This window comes from Lacinutrix algicola, from assembly GCF_001418085.1.
Taxonomy (GTDB): domain Bacteria; phylum Bacteroidota; class Bacteroidia; order Flavobacteriales; family Flavobacteriaceae; genus Lacinutrix; species Lacinutrix algicola.
Window position 1 is genome coordinate 70967 of the sequence record NZ_LIQH01000037.1, and the last position, 19935, is coordinate 90901.

Annotated in this window: 15 protein-coding genes and 3 tRNA genes; 17 read left to right on the forward strand and 1 reads right to left on the reverse strand. The window is 33.3% G+C overall.

Going from position 1 to position 19935, the window contains the following annotated elements:
* Positions 1–16: 16 nt before the first annotated feature.
* From ASC41_RS09690 to ASC41_RS09735, 10 genes are all read left to right on the forward strand, one after another.
* Complete coding sequence (locus ASC41_RS09690; protein ID WP_055436447.1) at positions 17–658, forward strand: thymidine kinase; 642 nt, start codon at positions 17–19, stop codon at positions 656–658.
* Positions 651–1757: an alanine racemase gene (alr, locus tag ASC41_RS09695; RefSeq protein ID WP_055436448.1), complete on the forward strand. Its 1107-nt coding sequence runs from the start codon at positions 651–653 to the stop codon at positions 1755–1757. Before ASC41_RS09690 ends, alr begins: the two co-directional genes overlap by 8 nt.
* A 95-nt stretch (positions 1758–1852) precedes the next feature.
* Entirely contained in the window at positions 1853–2257 is a 405-nt protein-coding gene (mscL, locus tag ASC41_RS09700) for a large conductance mechanosensitive channel protein MscL (RefSeq protein WP_055436449.1), read from the forward strand.
* A 159-nt stretch (positions 2258–2416) separates the two neighbouring features.
* The gene (locus ASC41_RS09705) at positions 2417–3406 is read left to right on the forward strand and encodes an aspartate-semialdehyde dehydrogenase (RefSeq protein ID WP_055436450.1); all 990 of its coding nucleotides are present in this window, start codon (positions 2417–2419) and stop codon (positions 3404–3406) included.
* Positions 3407–3499: 93 nt separating this feature from the next.
* Positions 3500–5665 (forward strand): prolyl oligopeptidase family serine peptidase, encoded by a 2166-nt coding sequence (locus ASC41_RS09710; protein WP_055436451.1) that lies wholly within the window; start codon positions 3500–3502, stop codon positions 5663–5665.
* 127 nt (positions 5666–5792) lie between these two features.
* On the forward strand, positions 5793–6215 hold the full coding sequence (locus tag ASC41_RS09715; RefSeq protein WP_055436452.1) for a hypothetical protein: 423 nt from the start codon (positions 5793–5795) through the stop codon (positions 6213–6215).
* 152 nt (positions 6216–6367) lie between these two features.
* Positions 6368–7450 (forward strand): efflux RND transporter periplasmic adaptor subunit, encoded by a 1083-nt coding sequence (locus tag ASC41_RS09720; RefSeq protein WP_055436453.1) that lies wholly within the window; start codon positions 6368–6370, stop codon positions 7448–7450.
* A 25-nt stretch (positions 7451–7475) separates the two neighbouring features.
* Positions 7476–10727: an efflux RND transporter permease subunit gene (locus ASC41_RS09725; protein WP_055436454.1), complete on the forward strand. Its 3252-nt coding sequence runs from the start codon at positions 7476–7478 to the stop codon at positions 10725–10727.
* Positions 10720–12168, forward strand: a complete 1449-nt coding sequence (locus ASC41_RS09730) for a TolC family protein (RefSeq protein WP_055436455.1) — start codon at positions 10720–10722, stop codon at positions 12166–12168. Before ASC41_RS09725 ends, ASC41_RS09730 begins: the two co-directional genes overlap by 8 nt.
* Before the next feature lie 68 nt (positions 12169–12236).
* Positions 12237–13148 carry an ABC transporter ATP-binding protein gene (locus tag ASC41_RS09735; RefSeq protein WP_055436456.1) on the forward strand — a complete coding sequence of 304 codons (912 nt, stop codon included), beginning with the start codon at positions 12237–12239 and terminating at the stop codon, positions 13146–13148.
* On the opposite strand, the gene ASC41_RS17300 is transcribed toward ASC41_RS09735, so the two are convergent.
* Complete coding sequence (locus ASC41_RS17300) at positions 13143–14864, reverse strand: WYL domain-containing protein (protein ID WP_055436457.1); 1722 nt, start codon at positions 14862–14864, stop codon at positions 13143–13145. The genes ASC41_RS09735 and ASC41_RS17300 overlap by 6 nt on opposite strands.
* 618 nt (positions 14865–15482) lie before the next feature.
* Here ASC41_RS17300 and ASC41_RS09745 point away from each other — a divergent pair.
* The 7 genes from ASC41_RS09745 (at position 15483) to ASC41_RS09770 (ending at position 19850) form a co-directional block, all read left to right on the forward strand.
* Positions 15483–16172, forward strand: coding sequence for a hypothetical protein (locus ASC41_RS09745; RefSeq protein ID WP_055436458.1), 690 nt, complete (start codon positions 15483–15485; stop codon positions 16170–16172).
* Positions 16157–16867 carry a peptide chain release factor H gene (prfH, locus tag ASC41_RS09750; RefSeq protein ID WP_055436459.1) on the forward strand — a complete coding sequence of 237 codons (711 nt, stop codon included), beginning with the start codon at positions 16157–16159 and terminating at the stop codon, positions 16865–16867. Before ASC41_RS09745 ends, prfH begins: the two co-directional genes overlap by 16 nt.
* Positions 16868–16870: 3 nt before the next feature.
* Entirely contained in the window at positions 16871–17413 is a 543-nt protein-coding gene (locus ASC41_RS09755) for a tetratricopeptide repeat protein (RefSeq protein WP_055436460.1), read from the forward strand.
* A 149-nt stretch (positions 17414–17562) separates the two neighbouring features.
* Positions 17563–17635: transfer RNA gene (locus ASC41_RS09760), tRNA-Pro, on the forward strand.
* 217 nt (positions 17636–17852) lie between these two features.
* Positions 17853–17937, forward strand: a tRNA-Tyr gene (locus ASC41_RS09765).
* A gap of 161 nt (positions 17938–18098) precedes the next feature.
* Positions 18099–18160, forward strand: a tRNA-OTHER gene (locus ASC41_RS16830).
* 589 nt (positions 18161–18749) lie between these two features.
* The gene (locus ASC41_RS09770) at positions 18750–19850 is read left to right on the forward strand and encodes a slipin family protein (protein ID WP_055436461.1); all 1101 of its coding nucleotides are present in this window, start codon (positions 18750–18752) and stop codon (positions 19848–19850) included.
* Positions 19851–19935: the final 85 nt, after the last annotated feature.

The following is a 19935-nucleotide window of genomic DNA, read 5'->3' on the forward strand; positions in this document are numbered from 1 at the left end:
GTGTTAAAATTACGAAATGTTTCTTGAAAATACAGTAAATCAAAAAGAACAATTTGGTTGGATTGAAGTTATTTGCGGTTCCATGTTCTCTGGAAAAACCGAAGAGCTCATTCGCAGACTAAAACGAGCGCAATTTGCAAAGCAAAAAGTAGAAATATTTAAGCCTGCAATAGATGTGCGATATGATGATGAAATGGTAGTCTCTCACGATGCCAACGAAATACGTTCTACTCCAGTTCCTGCTGCTGCTAACATTCCCATTTTAGCAGATGGCTGCGATGTGGTTGGCATTGACGAAGCTCAGTTTTTCGACGACGAGATTGTACGCGTTTGTAACGACTTAGCCAATAAAGGTATACGTGTAATTGTGGCAGGATTAGATATGGATTTTAAAGGTAACCCTTTTGGTCCAATGCCAAATTTAATGGCTACTGCAGAATATGTTACCAAAGTACATGCTGTATGTACACGCACTGGAAATTTAGCACAATTTAGCTACAGAAAAAACAAAAGTGAGGACCTTGTATTATTAGGTGAAACCGAAGAATACGAGCCTTTAAGTCGTGCTGCATACTACAAAGCCGTTACTCGTGAAAAGCTAAAAACAATGAACGTAAATGGTGCCGAAGAGCTAAAAACTAAAGATAAAGATGTCTAAATCTCAGGAAACCATTCTGGAAATAGACTTAAGCGCTTTAAAACACAATGTTACATTTATAAAATCTAAACTTAAAAGTAACACCAATTTTTTAGCAGTAGTAAAAGCTTATGCCTACGGAAGTGATGCTACAGAAGTGGCAAAACACCTTGAGACTTTAGACGTAGATTATTTTGCAGTTGCCTATACAAGCGAAGGTATTGCACTTAGAGATGCTGGAATAGAAAAACCTATTTTGGTTTTACATCCTTTGCCTGAGAATTTTAAAGTAATTATAGAGCGCTGCTTAGAACCAAGTATTTATTCTCAACGTGTTTTAGATAAATTTATAGCTGTCGCTGAAAAACAAAAACAAGCAGACTACCCTATTCATATAAAATTTAATACTGGTTTAAATAGATTAGGTTTTACTGATGTAGAAATAGAAACTGTTTTAAAAACTCTAGAAACTACTAAAGCCATAAAAGTTAAATCACTTTTTTCTCATTTGGCAGCAAGTGAAGATGAAAATGAAAAAGAGTTTACCCTAAATCAAATAGAAGATTTTAAATCTATTTCACAAAAAACAATGGATGGTTTAGGTTACCAGCCTATTTTACATCAATGCAATACTTCAGGAATATTAAATTATCCAGAAGCGCATTTAGACATGGTAAGATGTGGCATTGGCATGTATGGCTTTGGTAATGATCCAGAAATTAATAAAAAACTTAAACCAATTGCGACATTAAAAACAAGTATATCTCAAATTCATACTATAAAAAAAGGAGATAGTTTGGGCTACAATCGCGCATTTATAGCTAAAGAAAATACTAAAACAGCAACCTTACCTATTGGCCATGCAGATGGTATCAATAGGCTCTTTGGAAACGGAAAAGGATTTGTTTTTATAAATGGAGAAAAAGCGCCTATTGCCGGTAACGTTTGCATGGACATGATTATGGTAGATGTTACCAACATACCTTGTAAAGAAGGAGACGAAGTAATAGTTTTTGGTCCTGAACACTCTGCTGAAGACCTAGCTGCTAGCATAAACTCAATCTCTTACGAGTTACTAACTTCAGTATCTCAGCGAGTAAAACGAGTGTTTCATCGATAACAGTCTTTTTAAAGCTATATTAATTATAGCTTTTTGTTAAAATTTTAACTAAATTTAACAAAAGTTAATATCAACTAATTAAATAAAACAAAATTATGCTTAAAGAATTTAAGGACTTTATTATGACAGGAAACGTGATTGATTTCGCTGTTGCTGTAATTATGGCTGGTGCATTAGGAGCAGTTATTAACGGATTTGTATCTAAAATAGCTATGCCTCTTATTGGTTTAGTAACTGGAGGAGCTAGTTTCTCTGATCAGTTTTGGACTCCAGGAGACCAAGTATTCGCAACTGTTGCCGCTGCTAAAGAAGCAGGTGTTGCTGCTGTAGAATATGGTGCATGGATTGACACTATCATTAGCTTACTTGTTGTTGGTTTCGTAATGTTCTTAATTGTTAAAGCTTACAACAAAACAAAAACGCCTCCTGCTCCTGCAGCTCCTGCTGGACCAACGGATAACCAGTTATTAATGGAAATTAGAGATGCTTTAAAAAAGTAATCTGTATTTTTTAAAATATTATCTTAAAACCGATTTTACAATGTAAAATCGGTTTTTTTTATACTAAATTTTTACGAAAAAATTAATAAGTATTTAAACCCAAACAGTTATAAATATAATAGCTTTGTATTTATATATTAAATTGAAATACTATTAGTTATGAAATTAGCAGTTATAGGCGTTACAGGTATGGTGGGCGAAGTTATGCGCAAAGTCTTAGAAGAGCGCGATTTTAAAATTACAGAATTTATTCCTGTCGCTTCAGAGCGTTCTGTTGGAAAAAAAGTTAGTTTTAAAAACCAAGAGTTTACAATTGTAAGCTTAGCAGATGCTGTAGCAATGAAACCAGATGTTGCGTTATTTTCAGCTGGAGGAGACACCTCTTTAGAATGGGCTCCAAAATTTGCAGAAGCAGGCACTACAGTAATCGATAACTCTTCTGCATGGAGAATGGACCAATCTAAAAAATTAATTGTTCCAGAAATTAATGCTAACGAACTTTCAAAAGAAGATAAAATTATAGCTAACCCGAACTGTTCTACTATTCAAATGGTTATGGCTTTAGCACCTCTTCATAAAAAATATAAAATAAAACGTATTGTTGTTTCAACTTACCAATCTATCTCAGGAACAGGAGTAAAAGCGGTACAACAATTAGAAAATGAAATGGCTGGTATAAAAGGAGAAATGGCTTATAACTATCCTATTCACAAAAATGCGATTCCGCATTGCGATGTTTTCGAGGAAAACGGCTATACCAAAGAAGAAATGAAATTGGTTCGTGAAACTCAAAAAATTCTTAACGATAAAACAATTGCTGTTACTGCAACTGCCGTTAGAATACCTACTGCTGGCGGACATAGTGAAGCTATAAATGTAGAGTTTGAAAACGATTTTGATGTTTCAGAAGTAACACAATTACTTAGTGAAACCGATGGTATTACCATACAAGATAATTTAGACACCAATACTTATCCAATGCCATTGTACGCAAATGGAAAAGACGATGTTTTTGTAGGACGTATCCGTAGAGATGGCTCCCAACCTAATACTTTAAACCTTTGGGTTGTAAGTGACAATCTTAGAAAAGGTGCTGCAACAAACACTGTACAAATAGCAGAATACTTAGTAAAAAACAATCTAGTATAGATTATAATAGAATACTAAATTTTCAAAAAAGCGTTTACATAACTATGTAAGCGCTTTTTTGTTTATTTTTATAGCTATATAAAACTACTATCTATGAAAAAATTAGCAATTTGCTTTTTAACACTTTCAATATTTATGTCTTGTAAAGAAGAAAAAAAAGAACGACAAGCGATTACTGTAAACTATCCTTCAACTAATACAGTAGATACAATTAACACTTACTTTGGTACAGAAGTAAAAGATCCTTACAGATGGCTTGAAGACGATAGAAGCGAAGAAACAATGTCTTGGGTTAAAAACCAAAACAAGGCAACTTATAGTTATCTCGATAATATTCCGTTTCGTAATGAATTAAAAGAGAGACTAACCAAACTATGGAACTACGAAAAAATCGGTTCACCTTTTAAAGAAGGAGACTTCACGTACTTTTATAAAAACTCTGGACTTCAAAACCAGTATGTAATTTACAGATACAAAACAGGAGAAGATCCAAAAACAGCAACAGTATTTTTAGATCCAAATGGCTTTAGTAGCGATGGAACAACTTCTTTAGGAGGTACAAGTTTTTCTAAAGATGGAAAAAAATTAGCCTATGCTATTTCTGAAGGTGGAAGTGATTGGAGAAAAATTCTAATCATGGATACCGAAACTAAAGAGATTATTGAGGACACTATTGTAGATGTAAAGTTTAGCGGTATGTCTTGGTATAAAAATGAAGGCTTCTATTATTCTAGTTACGATAAACCAAAAGGAAGCGAATTATCTGCAAAAACAGATCAACATAAAGTATACTATCATAAATTAGGAACACCTCAAAAAGAGGATAAAATTATTTACGGTAGCACACCAGAAGAAAAACATAGGTATATTTATGGAAGCGTTACAGAAGATGATCGTTACCTTTTAATATCTCCACGCATTTCAACTTCTGGGAATAAATTATATATAAAAGACCTAACAGTTCCCAATGCACCTTTAGTAGAGATTATTGGTAATACAGATAGCGATACTTATTTACTAGAAAATGTGGATTCTAAACTGTTTTTAGTAACTAATTTAAATGCACCTAATCAAAAAATTATCACTGTAGATGCATCTAATCCCACACCAGAACATTGGGTAGATTTTGTTCCAGAAACTAAAAATGTATTAAGTCCATCTACAGCTGGTGGTTACTTTTTTACAGAATATATGGTAGATGCTGTTTCTCAAATTTTCCAATACGATTATAACGGAAAATTAGTTCGTGAAGTAAAACTACCAAGTATTGGAAGCGCTGGTGGTTTTGGTGCTAAAAAGGAAGAAAAAGAACTATACTACTCTTTTACAAACTATGTAACTCCTGGAAGTATTTATAAATACGATATTGAAAAGGGAATTTCAACTTTGTTTAGAAAACCGGATATCGACTTTAATTCGGATAACTACGAAAGTACTCAAGTGTTTTATCCGTCAAAAGATGGTACAAAAATACCAATGATAATTACACATAAAAAAGGATTAGACCTTAACGGAAAAAACCCAACTATACTTTATGGCTATGGAGGTTTTAATGTAAGTTTAGCACCTAGTTTTAGTATTACAAATGCTGTTTGGATGGAACAAGGTGGTATTTATGCCGTTGCAAATTTAAGAGGTGGTGGTGAATATGGAAAAGAATGGCACGATGCTGGAACACAATTAAAAAAGCAAAATGTATTTGATGATTTTATTGCTGCTGCCGAATATCTAATAGCAGAAAAATATACTTCATCAGACTATTTAGCAATAAAAGGAGGTTCTAATGGAGGCTTATTAGTTGGCGCAACCATGACGCAACGTCCAGATTTAATGAAAGTAGCTTTGCCAGCCGTTGGTGTTCTAGACATGTTACGTTACCACACCTTTACAGCAGGAGCTGGATGGGCTTACGATTACGGAACAGCAGAAGACAATAAAGAAATGTTCGAGTATTTAAAAAACTACTCACCAGTACATAACGTAAAAGAAGGCGTACAATATCCTGCAACTTTAGTAACTACAGGAGATCATGACGACAGAGTTGTACCTGCACATAGTTTTAAATTTGCTGCAGAATTACAAGCAAAACAATCTGGCACAAACCCAACATTAATTAGAATAGAAACAGACGCTGGACATGGAGCAGGAACTCCTGTTAGTAAAACCATAGAACAAGCTGCAGATATTTTTGGTTTTACTCTTTTTAATATGGGATATGATGTATTACCTAGTAAAATGAAAGACGAATTTAAAAACTAAAATAACTACACTATATAAAAACCTGCATGCTTTAATAAGTCTGCAGGTTTTTTCTTCTTAAAAAACATTTAAAAAAACATTTTTTGTTTTGCAGTAATAGTCAATTGGTATAGCTTTGCAACTGGAAATGAAAAAAATCACCACTAAATATTTATCGTTAATAGTACTCTTCTTATTTGTAGGAGCTACTAACGTATTTGCAAATACTAGTGCTGATACTAACAACTCACAAAATAACCTTCTTAAGATTGAAGCATCAAACCACGCTTCTACTAAGAACTATTTAAGTCACGGTTCTCAAATTACAATTCATAATAATGAAGAGATTCAATTAATTTTCGATTTCACCGAAATTGAAGATACCGAAAACGAAGAGTCCGTTTCTAACACTACTATTGTTCCTTTTAGTAGTTATATCTCTGTTTTTTTAAACGCACAATTATTAAGCGATTTATCGGCTCAGCTTCAAGAAGAAGCGACCCATTACAAACCTAAACTTTGTCAACCTACGACAAAGCTTCATGTTAGACTATCAGTTTTCATAATCTGATAATACTTTCTTTTTTTGCAAATCAATTTTCTATCGATTTGCTACTACATCACAATAAATTAATATAACACAAACAGCCACACTTATGCTCTATTTGCAAGGTTTGGCTACAATCACATTTTATTTTACCAATTTATTTCAAATAAAAAATTATGAAAAAAACATTCATTTTCATGGGTTTATTCGCATGTCTATTTCATACAAGTTGCGAAACTAAAAAAGAAAAAAAAGAAGAGCATGTTGCTTTTCTTGTTACCAATCCTATTAAAAAGGACACCACTATAACAAAAGATTATGTTAGTCAGATTCATTCTATTAGACACATAGAATTAAGAGCTTTAGAGAGAGGTTATCTAAAAAGTATATCTGTAGACGAAGGACAGCATGTTAAAAAGGGACAAGCCATGTTCCAAATCATGCCAAATATTTATCAAGCCGAACTACAAAAGGCTAAAGCCGAATCTAATGCGGCAGAAATAGAATTAAAAAACACAAAACTATTGGCTGATGGTAATGTTGTGTCTCAAAACGAATTAGCCATGGCAAATGCCAATTTAGACAAAGCAAATGCCGAAGTTTATTTAGCACAAACACATTTAGGATTTACTAGAATTACAGCGCCTTTTGATGGAATTATGGATCATCTAGAAGCTAGAGAAGGTAGTCTTGTAGATGAAGGCGAATTGCTAACTACACTTTCTGACAACAGTAAAATGTGGGTATACTTTAACGTACCAGAAGCAGAATATCTAGATTATATTACCAGCGCAGACAAAGACGTTAAAAAAGAAGTTGGCCTATTAATGGCGAACAATAAGGAATTCAACCAAAAAGGAATTGTAGAAACTATTGAAGGAGAATTTAATAGCGAGACTGGGAACATTGCTTTTAGAGCAACATTTCCTAATCCAGATGGTATTTTAAGACATGGTGAGACAGGTAGTATTTTAATGAGTGTTCCTTTTAAAGATGTTATTATAATTCCTCAAAAAGCAACGTTTCAAATCTTAGATAAAACCTATGTTTTTGTAGTAAACAAAGACCATGTTGTTAAGCAAAAAGAAATTACTATTGGCGCAGAATTACCTCATCTATTTATTGTCAACGAAGGACTTACCGAAAACGACACTATTTTATTAGAAGGTATTAGAATGGTTAAAAACAACGAAGAAATAGAAACGAAGTTTTTAGAACCAAACAAAGTAATGTCTGAGCTAGACTTATACGCTGAATAATTTTAGAATTTAATCTACAAAAGACATGTTTAAACAATTTATAAAAAGACCCGTTCTGGCTATTGTCATTTCGGTTATCATCCTATTTCTAGGAGGACTTGCCATTAAGCAACTCCCGATATCACAATTCCCACAAATAGCACCTACAACCGTAAATATTTTTATTGCGTATCCAGGTTCTAGTTCAGAAGTATTAGTAAACTCCACATTAATACCATTAGAAACAGCCATAAATGGTGTGCAAGACATGCGTTATATTGCCTCTGATGCCACTAGTGCTGGTGAAGCAACCATCCGTGTTATTTTTGAACCAGGTACAGATCCAAACGAAGCAGTAGTTAGGGTAAAAACACGTGTGGATCAAGTGATGCCACTACTACCCGAATTAGTGCAACGTGAAGGTGTTATTATATCGCCTGTGCAACCTAGTATGTTGATGTACGTCAATCTATCTAGCTCAGATAAAAACAATGACGAGAAATTTTTGTACAACTACGCCTACACCAAAGTTATACCAGAAATACAACGTATTAAAGGAATTGCCAGTGCACAAATTTTAGGAAGTCGAAAATACGCTATGCGTGTTTGGTTAAAACCAGATCGTATGCGTGCTTATAATATTTCGGCAGAAGAGGTTTTAGAAGCCATGGAAGAACAAAGTATTCTTGCCAGGCCAGGTCGTTTAGGCCGAAGCTCCGGGATGACCTCGCAATCTTTAGAGTATGTATTAACCTATGAAAACCGATATAACGAACCAGAACAATACGAAGAGATTATTATCCGCGCCAACAAAGAAGGTGAAATTATTCAATTAAAAGATATTGCCGACGTAAAACTAGGGAGCGAATTTTTTGATATTTATTCTAATTTAGACGGAAAACCATCTGCATCCATCGTATTAAAACAAACGTTTGGGAGTAATGGTAGTGATGTTATTGATGCTGTAAAAGAAAAATTAAAAGAATTAGAAGTCGAACTTCCTCCTGATGTAGACTTTCAAATTAGTTATGATGTTTCTAACTTTTTAGATGCGTCTATAGAACAAGTATTACACACGCTTAGAGATGCTTTTATATTAGTTGCTCTTGTGGTCTTTTTATTTTTAGGAGATTGGCGTTCGACGTTAATTCCAATTATAGCTGTACCAGTTTCGTTAATTGGGGCCTTTTTTGTGATGCAATTATTTGGGCTATCCATTAACTTAATAACCCTATTTGCTTTAGTACTCGCTATTGGTATTGTCGTCGATAATGCGATTGTCGTCGTGGAAGCTGTCCATGTTAAAATGGAGGAAGAACACCTCACGCCCTACAAAGCGTCTTATGAAGTTTTAGGCGAAATTGGTGGCGCCATTATAGCCATCACATTAGTTATGGTTTCGGTATTTATACCCATTTCTTTTATGTCAGGTCCTGTCGGCGTTTTCTATAGACAATTCTCTATCACAATGGCTGGATCTATTGTTATTTCGGCAATTGTAGCCTTAACGTTAACACCTGTTTTATGTGCTATTTTACTTAAAAACAATCATGGAAAAGCAAAAAAATCGTTAATTGATAAGTTTATTAATTGGTTTAATAATGGTTTCGAAAAACTAACTGGAAGCTATGTGAAAATCCTTAATAAAATTGTAGCCAGACGTATTGTAACCTTTGGAATATTGATTGCTTTTTGTGTCGGAATTTTTGTAACCAACAAAGTGCTTCCTGCTGGATTTATACCCAATGAAGATCAAGGGATGATTTATGCTATTATCCAAACACCTCCTGGAGCTACGTTAGAACGTACCAATGAAGTTGCTAAAAAACTTCAAAAAATTTGCGAAGAAACGGAAGGCGTACAATCAGTATCCTCTTTAGCGGGTTATGAGATTATGACCGAAGGTCGCGGATCTAACGCCGGAACCTGTTTAATTAACCTAAAACCGTGGTCTGACCGTGAACATTCTGTACACGAAATCATGGAAGAGCTGGAAGAAGAAACTAAAGATTTAGGAGCTGTTATTGAGTATTTTGAACCACCTGCTGTTCCCGGTTTTGGATCTTCTGGAGGATTTGCTATGCGTTTATTAGACAAAACAAACTCTACAGATTATCATCATTTTGAGGAGATCAATAATAGCTTTATTGAAGCCTTATCTAAACGTAAAGAGCTAACGGGTTTATTTACTTTTTTCTCTGCAAATTATCCACAATATCAATTAAAAATAAATAATAAAATTGCCATGCAAAAAGGCGTTAGTATTGGTAAAGCAATGGAGAATTTAAATATTTTAATTGGTAGTACTTACGAACAAGGATTTATTCGTTTTGGTCGCTTCTTTAAAGTATACACGCAAGCAGGACCAGAATACAGACGTTTACCATCTGATTTAGAAAAACTTTTTGTTAAAAATGAAGAAGGTGAAATGGTACCATATTCTGCATTTATGACCATCAACAAAAAACTAGGCCCTAATGAAATTACACGTTACAACCTTTACAATTCTGCCTCAATTAGAGGTTTACCTGCACCAGGATTTACCAGTGGTGATGCTATAAACGCCATTAAAGAAGTTGCTGCAAAGGAGCTTCCAAGAGGTTACGACATTGCATGGGAAGGCTTGTCTTACGACGAAGCAAGCAGAGGTAATGAATCTACTTATATTTTTATTATCGTATTAATTTTTGTCTATTTTGTTTTAGCCGCACAATACGAAAGCTTCTTATTACCATTTGCTGTAATTCTATCCCTACCTGTTGGTGTTTTTGGATCGTTTTTCCTATTAAAATCTATGGGATTAGCCAACGATGTATACGCCCAAATTGGTGTTATCATGCTAGTCGGGTTACTTGGTAAAAACGCAGTATTGATTGTAGAATTTGCAGTACAAAAACAACGGGAAGGTGCAACGATACTAGAAGCTGCAATTGAAGGTTCTCGAGCAAGATTTAGACCTATTTTAATGACATCCTTTGCTTTTATCGCAGGATTAATTCCGTTAATTATAGCAACAGGAGCAGGTGCAATTGCTAATAGAACCATTGGTAGTTCTGCATTAGGAGGAATGCTTATTGGTACACTTGGCGGTGTGTTAATCATTCCTGGTTTATATTACATTTTCGCAAAAATGGCTGAAGGAAAAAGTCTTATTAAAGACGAGTCTCATGAACCATTATCTGAAGAGTTTATAAGAAATCATGAATCCGCTGGTCAACAAACAAAAGACAATACTGAACAGATAAGTAAACTGAAAAGTCTATTTAAAAAACTAAGTAAAAGAAACAAAGATGAATAATATAAAAAAACATATTAAGATTACAAAGCACTATGCAGTTGGTGTTTTAGCATTAGTTTCCTTGTATTCTTGTGTCCCAACTAGAAACGTTAGAGAAGAAAATAAAACGGTTCCTGAGCAGTACGAAAGCCAAACAGCAGACACCACTAACACCGCTAACATAGAATGGAAAAACTTTTTTTCGGATGCTAATTTAGTCGCTTTAATAGACACTGCATTAGTTAACAATCAAGAGTTAAATATGATGTTGCAACAAGTAGATATGGCAAAAAACGAGATACAAGCAAAAAAAGGTGAGTATCTTCCATTTGTTAGTGCTTTTGCTGGCGCTGAAGTTGAAAAAGTAGGAGAATATACTAGAAATGGTGCTGTAGAAAAACATCTAGACATTCGTGAAGGTGAAGAATTTCCAGAACCATTAACTAATTTTTCAGCAGGACTTACAGCTTCTTGGGAACTTGATGTTTGGAAAAAACTTCGAAACGGAAAAAAAGCAGCAGTTTTAGAATATTTAGCTTCAGTTGAAGGTAAGAATTTTATGGTAACACAATTGGTAACCGAAATCGCCAGTTCATATTACGAGCTGATGGCATTAGACAATCAATTGGGAATTATCGAACAAAATTTAGAGATTCAACAACAAGCTTTAAAAATGGTAAAACTTCAAAAAGAAGCCGCCAGAGCAACATTGTTAGCCGTAAGACGTTTTGAAGCCGATGTTTATAAAAACCAGAGTAACAAGTTTCTAATTCAACAAAAAATAGTGGAGACAGAAAATTTGATTAATTTCTTAGTTGGTCGTTATCCACAAACCATAACTAGAAGCTCTAATAATTTTATAACCACTACAGTAGATGTTATGTCTTCTGGAGTCCCTGCTCAGTTGTTAGCTAATCGTCCAGATATTAGACAAGCAGAATACGAGTTATCTGCTTCTAAATTAAATGTAAGTGTTGCAAAAGCTAATTTTTATCCTTCCATTGGTCTTAAAGCCAGTGTTGGATTAGAAGCTTTTAAGCCTAAATATTTAACAAGCACTCCAGAATCTTTATTATACAATTTAGTTGGAGATGTGGTAGGCCCTTTAATTAACAGAAATGCGATTAAAGCAGAGTATAAAAATGCTAATGACAGACAACTGCAAGCTGTTTTTGAATACGAAAAAACCATTTTAAATGCGTTTATGGAAGTTCAAAATCAACTATCTAATGTAGACAATCTTAAAAAAAGTTATGAGCTTAAAGAAGACCAAGTACAAGCACTTACAGAGTCTATAGAATTATCTCTTAAATTGTTTAGATCTGCAAGAGCAGAATACACAGAAGTGTTGCTAACACAACGCGAAGCATTAGATTCTAAAATAGAAATTATAGAAACTAAACGCGACCAATTATTAGCTAACGTAAAACTGTACCAAGCTTTAGGTGGCGGTTGGAATTAACTCAAACTATTTACTAAATTTAAAACCGCTCAATAAGTTGAGCGGTTTTTTTGTGTTATTTTTGTAATATGCTAAACGTAAAAAACCTTTCATTTTCTTACAAAAAAACACCCGTTTTAAAAGACCTTTCTTTTAATGTAAAGCCTGGAGAGTATCTTGCAGTAATAGGAGAAAGTGGCTGTGGAAAAAGCACACTTTTAAAAGTACTTCGTGGAGAATATGATTTAAATAACGGAACCGTATTTTGGAAAAAAGAAGAAATTCTAGGTCCAAAACACAATCTTGTTATTGGCTACGATTTCATGAAATATGTTGCTCAAGAATTTGAACTAGAACCTTATATTTCGGTAGCAGAAAATATTGGTCAGCATCTTTCAAACTTTTATAAAGAAGAAAAAAAGGAACGTACCGCAGAGCTTCTTGAAGTTGTAGAACTCACAAATTTAGCATCAACAAAAGTGAAATTATTAAGCGGCGGACAAAAACAGCGAGTTGCCTTAGCAAGAGCTTTAGCAAATGCACCTAAGATACTCTTATTAGACGAACCATTTAGCCACATCGACAACTTTAAAAAACAATCGTTACGTCGTAATATTTTTAAGTATTTAAAAGATAAGAATATCACCTGTATTGTTGCTTCTCACGACAAAGAAGATGTTTTAGGTTTTGCAGACCAAATGATGGTGTTAAACGACAATAAAATTGAAGCTTACAATACACCAGAGCAATTATACAACACACCAGAAACACCTTTAATTGCTTCGTTTTTTGGTGAGTTTAATGTTATAAATGATACAATTGTTTACGCACATCAATTAAAAATAGTTGAAAAATCAGACTTAAAAGCCATTGTAAAAAACAGCTATTTTAAAGGCAATCATTATTTAATTGAAGCGGATCTTGATGGGAATAAAGTCTTTTTTGAGAATAGTAAAACGCTTAAAAAAGAAACCACTATCTTCTTAGAAATACCTTTATAAATCTTCACGTTCCGCATACTCCAACCCGTTAGGCAACTCAATAGAAGAAAACTCTAAATGCAAAACACGACGCCTTTTTTGAACCGTGGTTTTAGACGAAGCATGTAATAACAATGGTTTTAATAATTGCACACCACCTGCTGCTATTTCACTTACAAAAGGAATAGAATTAGTGCTAATTAACTGTATTTCATCGTCAGATAAGCGTTTGTTATGCGAACCTGCAATCACCTTTAAAGCACCGTTTTTACTTGTAGTATCATCTAAGTGAATACGCATAGAAAAAGTGTTTTTAGAAATCGCTTCTGGAGGACAAACACTTAACACTCCTTTTTTACTAGTCCAAGATACAAAGCCTTCTACATCCTTTTTTTCTAATACATTTATTGGCACGTCTTGATGCCAAGTTACATACCAATTATCACTTGGTGATTTATCAAAATATATCGCTTTCGTTAAAAAAGCATCTTTATCTATAGCCTTTATCAGTTTTTTAAAATTCTTATTAATAAGGATTTCTTTTAATTCCGGCATCTTTTTAAGCACTTCTCTCATACCAAAAGCTTGCTCGTTATTCTGCTTTATATAATTATCAAACCTTGCCTTCAATTTTCTTATATCGCGCTTAGTATATACATGATTTAATAAACCGAAACCTTTGTACTCCAATCGTTTTGCAATCGTACGTAAATTTTTATCATTAATCTCTGTTTCGTAAGCGTCTACAGCATCATATAATCGCTCTTTTATCTGACGTTTTAAACGCTCTGGAGTAATAACTTTTATACCTTCACCTAAACCAAGAATTTCTTTTTCTAATTCAAAATTAAGTTGCACATCTAAAGAAATAGTAACACCATAATTATCTCTTCCCACTTCCTTTTGCGAATGATGAAAAGGCTTCGTTAACACATAAGGTGCTTGTTTATGGTTTATATATAATAAAACGTGTTCTGTTTCTAATTGCGGACTAACAGAAACACCAATAGCATCTTTATAATAGGTTTCCGAATTAAATTCAGGATCATACACAAAAGGTTTTTCACTCTTTTCAATAGCAATAATTCTATCTAAAGCTAAATTCATTAAGCCTTCATTTTTTTGTCTTTTCCCAATAATAAACCACCTGTTTCTAAATTCTTTTAACAAGTATGGGTAATAAGTAAATGTGTTTTCTTGTCTCGCTTTAAACGACTGATACGTAATTTCAATGGCTTGTTTATTTAAAATGAATTGATACAAAACATCCAAAAATTTTAATCCTTTTAAGTTTTCGTTTTTCTCGAAATCTATTAATGGTTTTTCTTGTGTTTTTTGAGTGTGAACATGATCTTCCAGTTTTTGAACCATACTACCTAATTCTTCAAAATGCGAAAAACCTTGAAATTGTTTTAAAAACGAAACAGCCTCAGATAATTTCGTTAAATCCTGATTAGAAATTGGACTGTTTGTAATACTATAATCATCTTCTTCGTATTTATAAAATTTTCTATTGTAAACTACAATTGGCGCATTATAACCTAATTTATCGCTACGCATCATTTGTAAATCTAATTGTACGGTACGTTTACTAACATCTACATCTTTACCTTCATATTCGTAAAGTGCATCGGAAACTGCTTCAATTAAATCGTTAAGTGTCCATTCTCTAAACTTATTCTGAAGACATTTATCTATGGTTTTGTATCGAATTAATGCGTTTTTATTGACTGCCATTTTACCTGTTTTTAAGCTAAATAAAAGTATACAATTACTACCCGTTATTAATGCGTAATTGAAATTAATTAAAGAAATTTCACCAAATTAATAGTTTTCTCTTGCTTTTTTCAAAAAAATATAATACTTCGTATTATGCAAGCTGATTTTCAAGGAAATAAAAAATAAATTTTGAAAAGTCGAAAATAAAGTTAAATATTTGCACTCAGGAAATAGTAATTCCTAAACAAAACAAAAAATCAATTATTAACTAAACAAGAAGCTATGTATTTATTCATATCAAATCAAAATCGTCCTAAAGGTATTCTGCCTTTTATGGTGCTTCGTGAGTATTTTAGTTAATACAATCTTTCATAAATAAATGAAAAACCCGAAGCAACTTAAAAACTGTTTCGGGTTTTTTGTTTTCAGTCATTAGCAAGCCTGCTAAGAAAACTCCAAAACAGTAGTAAACACAACTAGAATATCATTTTTAATCGTAATCGACACGTTTAAAAATGCATTTTCAAAAAAAGAATTTAAAATGAAACACACACAATTTACCTAGACATTGATTCCTAATTCATAATAATTATTGGAATCATTTAAAACAGACAAAAACAATGATAAAAATGTCTAATGAAACCAGTAAATATAAAAGAAGAACGACAAAAAGAAGTCCGTCGTTTAAAAAATAGGCAATGGGAAATTTGGAAATTACAACGTGACTTAGGTTATATCGAATTAATAAAACCGATACGTCACGGTTGGTATAAAGAAATTATTATAACAGAAAAAGTTGAGCGCTATAAAAACAAAGCTGCTATTCTAGAAATTTATAATGAAATCGAAAAGTATTATTGGGGAAGAACTAAAGAAGAAGCCGAAAACAAATGGTTAAATCAAACGTCAAAACACCTTATATACAAAGAGTTTCCAACGCTAAGCAAAAAGCAATTTAATAAACTAAGCTATAAAGCACAATGCATGTGCACATCGTTTCAATATAGAAATGAAGCTAAAAAATTGAAGCTTCGATTTTATATACGCATACCAAAAGGCGCTTATAAAATTAAACATACCAGAGCTTACATAACGCATAGAAAACGTATTGACCCAGAATTAATTAAGGAAGATGATTTCATCAATTCTCAACTTAATAAAAAAGGATATTACAACATTACAGAAGCTATGAATCCTTGGAAATACAAATGGGATTATGTAGACGGTAAACAAGAAAAATTACAAATAAGAAAACATCTAAAAGCGCTAAAAAAGTATGCGATTAAGGATGTAATTAACGACAATATATCATGGGAAAACCATTAATAAATACTAAAATAATACAAATAACCTCAGGTCGAGGTCCAGCAGAATGTTGTTGGGTTGTCGCTCAAATTCTAAAACGTTTTTTAGAAGCTGCAAGTAACAAAGGCATAGAGTATAAAATATTACATCGAGAAAAAGGTATTGAAAACAGAACATTACAATCGGTATCAATTCAATTAAAATCAGAAAACCTGAGTCGATTTTTAAGTCAATGGACAGGAACAATACAATGGATTGGAACCTCAACTTTTAGACCTCAAAACAAGCGTAAAAACTGGTTTATCGGCTTGTACGAAATAAGAAAATGTGAACAGTTTCAAATTCTAGAAAGAGACATCACCTATCAAGCCACACGAAGTTCTGGACCTGGAGGACAACATGTAAACAAAGTAAGCTCAGCTATTAGAGCGACGCATTTACCAACAAAAACACAAGTATTGGTTATGGATAGTCGCTCGCAACATCAAAACAAAAAAATAGCAAGAGCGCGCTTACAAGAAAAAGTAGTAGAGCTACAATTAGAAGCCTTACAATCTGGCATAAAAGACCAATGGAAAAACCACTTAACATTACAACGTGGCAATCCAGTACAAGTTTTTAAAGGTTCAGATTTTAAGAAAAACAGAATTGTAAAACATTACAAAAAACAACGTTGCGCATTAAAAAACGAATTGCGCGAACAATTAAATAATTAAAAAATGATCACGAATTTGTTAAACAATTACGTGCTTAAAGCCATAGATGCTTATCCATACGAACTAGAAGAAACTGTAGAAAATCTAAATTATGCCTTGTCCTACGAAAGCGAAAATGTTTACGCTTTGTATTTAATGGGACGTTTACAAGCCGAACAATTTGGTGATTACCAAAAGGCAAAACAGTATTACGCTGAAGCTTTGGCTAATAAAATGGATTTTATAAAAGTGTACAAACACTACATTTTGGTTTTAATATGGAATGAAGATTTCGAAGAAGCTCAAAAATTAATAGACTTTGCCTTTACCGTAAAAGGTTTAGGCAAAAGTCAGGTTTGGGTATTACAAGGACAACTATTTGAAACTAAACAAGCACACAAAAAAAGCTTAAAGGCATTAAAAACAGCAAAACAATTTGCTTACAACAATGATTATACAAGTTTTATAAATTCTGAAATATCTAGAATAAAAAACAAGGTAAAATCAAACAAAAAGAAAATGGCTAACAGTAAAACGAAGAAAAAAAGAAAGAAAAACAAAAAATAAATTAACTACGCAAAAATATTGCGCAATAGTGCAGAATATTTGCAAAGTAATTAATAAGAAGTCTTTTTGGAATCAGACTTTAAATGTAGTACTCCACCAGATAATGAAGCTGGTGGAGTTTAATAAAAGTTCTTTTAAATAATAAATATCTGGGAATAGAACGATTGGTAGTTTACTCGCTTTGGAAGCGAGAGGTTGTAGGTTCGAGTCCTGCTTCTCAGACAAAAAACCTCTTTAGCTCAAAAGGAAGAGCTGCGGAAAAAGATTTACGTAACCGTGGAGTGATAGGATAATGTGGTTGGTGGCACACTCACCAATGACTAGATTTTGCAGAAGCACCGAAATAAACAAGATTTAAAGTAGGGAAGCGCATTTAGAGTCTATCTGTTCACTATTGTGAAAGTACCAGTTCGAATCTGGTAAGAGGTACAAATAAAATGGAAATATTGAGCAATTGGCTGGCTCCCGAGATTGTAAATCTCGTTTCTTAACAGAACATGTAGGTTCGAGTCCTACTATTTCCACATCAAGCGAGTCTTGTTAAGTGTTTCGGAATAGCACTATTGCATAAATCCTTGCCAATTGGCATGAGGTTTTTATGTTCAACTTGACTTGAAGGTTTGACTGTTATCCAAAAAATGGTCTCACTCTATTAACACAGGTTCGAATCCTGTCTTCATTAATTTGAAGTAGCTAAGTCCGGTAAAGCAGTAGAACAAGTGTAGGTTCGAATCCTACCTAGATCAAAAGGTCTAGTGGCGAAATTGGTAGACGCGCTGTATTTAGGTTACAGTTTGAAATGGACTCAAAATCCATCTTTAGAAAAAGAAGGTTAACTTTTAAAAAAGACCACCAAGTGAGTCGCACTTAAATCGGCAAAAACAAAGTGAAAGCGAACGCGCTTAAACAACTTGTTGTTAAATACTTTTAAGTCTAAACAACCTGTTGTTAAAGCAGTCCAGAAAACACCTTGAGATAAAGTAGTATTAAAAGCCGTTTTATGTTTCCTTTTTAAGGGTTTATTTATTACAAAATATGTGAATGCACATTAAAAACTAATAAATCATCAATAGAAACGATCTATAAAACACTTTAAAATCGCTTGTATTTCCGTAGTCAGAAAGATGATTTTCTTTCGCTTTGTTTTACTAAGAATAGTCATTCTCTAAGGAAGAGAAATCTATTATAAATGTTTAATCGTTCTGAAATAAAAAAACAGCATCAGAACTAAAAAATTAGAAATCATAAATCATCCATAACTAACAGTTAGCAGCTTGGTTTATAACACAAAATGGATGCACCATTTGACAATTAAAAAACAATAAAAACAAATCAAATGAAAAGAGTAAGAATTCATGCAGGAAACGTAGGTTTAGTATTTAAAAACGGAAATTACCTACGCGTAATTAACCAAGGAACACATTGGTTAGGCTTTAGCGAATGCGTAATAAAGTACGCTTTAAACACACCATTTCAAACGCCAAAAGCATTAGAAATCTTACTTCAAGATAACGCTTTAGCAAATATGTTAACCATTATAGAAGTTAAGGATAACGAAATTGTTTTGGTTTACGAAAACAACAACTTTAAAAGCGTTTTAACAGCTGGTCGTTATGCGTACTGGAATACCTTAATCAATTACAAATTTGTAACGGCCGATTTAAACAAAATCGAAATTACAGAAGACATTGATAAAGCTATTTTCAGTAAACCACAATTAAGTAAATACATTAGAGTTTTCGAAGTTGCCGCATACGAAAAAGCCATTTTAATAGTAAACGATACGTTCGAAAAAATTGTAGAACACGGTACATACCGTTTCTGGAGAAACGATCAAACCATTAAAATCGCAAAAGCAGATTTACGTCAATTACAATTAGAAATCGCAGGTCAAGAGTTATTAACTAAAGACAAAGCAAGCGTACGTATTAACTTTTACGCACAATACAAAGTTACAGATATCGAAACGGCGTTAATGCGCAATAAAGAATACGATAAGCAATTATACATCACCTTGCAATTAGCATTAAGAGCCTTTGTTGGCGCTTACACCTTAGACGAATTGTTAGAGCAAAAAGAAACCATTGCCAACGCCGTTTTACAAGATGTAAAAGTGCAAGCCACAAAATTGGGTGTCCATGTATTACATGCTGGCATTAGAGATGTCATTTTACCAGGCGACATGAAAGAAATCATGAACCAAGTATTAATTGCTCACAAAAAAGCGCAAGCCAATGTAGTCACAAGACGAGAAGAAACAGCTGCAACACGTAGCTTATTAAACACCGCAAAATTAATGGAAGACAACAACATGTTGTTTAAATTAAAAGAAATGGAGTATGTAGAGAAAATTGCTGATAAAATTGGCGAAATTACAGTAGCCGGAAACGGAAACGTGATCGAGCAATTAAAAGATATTTTCTCAGTAAATAAGTAAGCTTATGGCGTATCCCAAACCAAAAAAAGGTTTGGGTCGCGCTTTCCGCTATATCTTTTTAAAACGTCATTGCAAGGACAAAAGA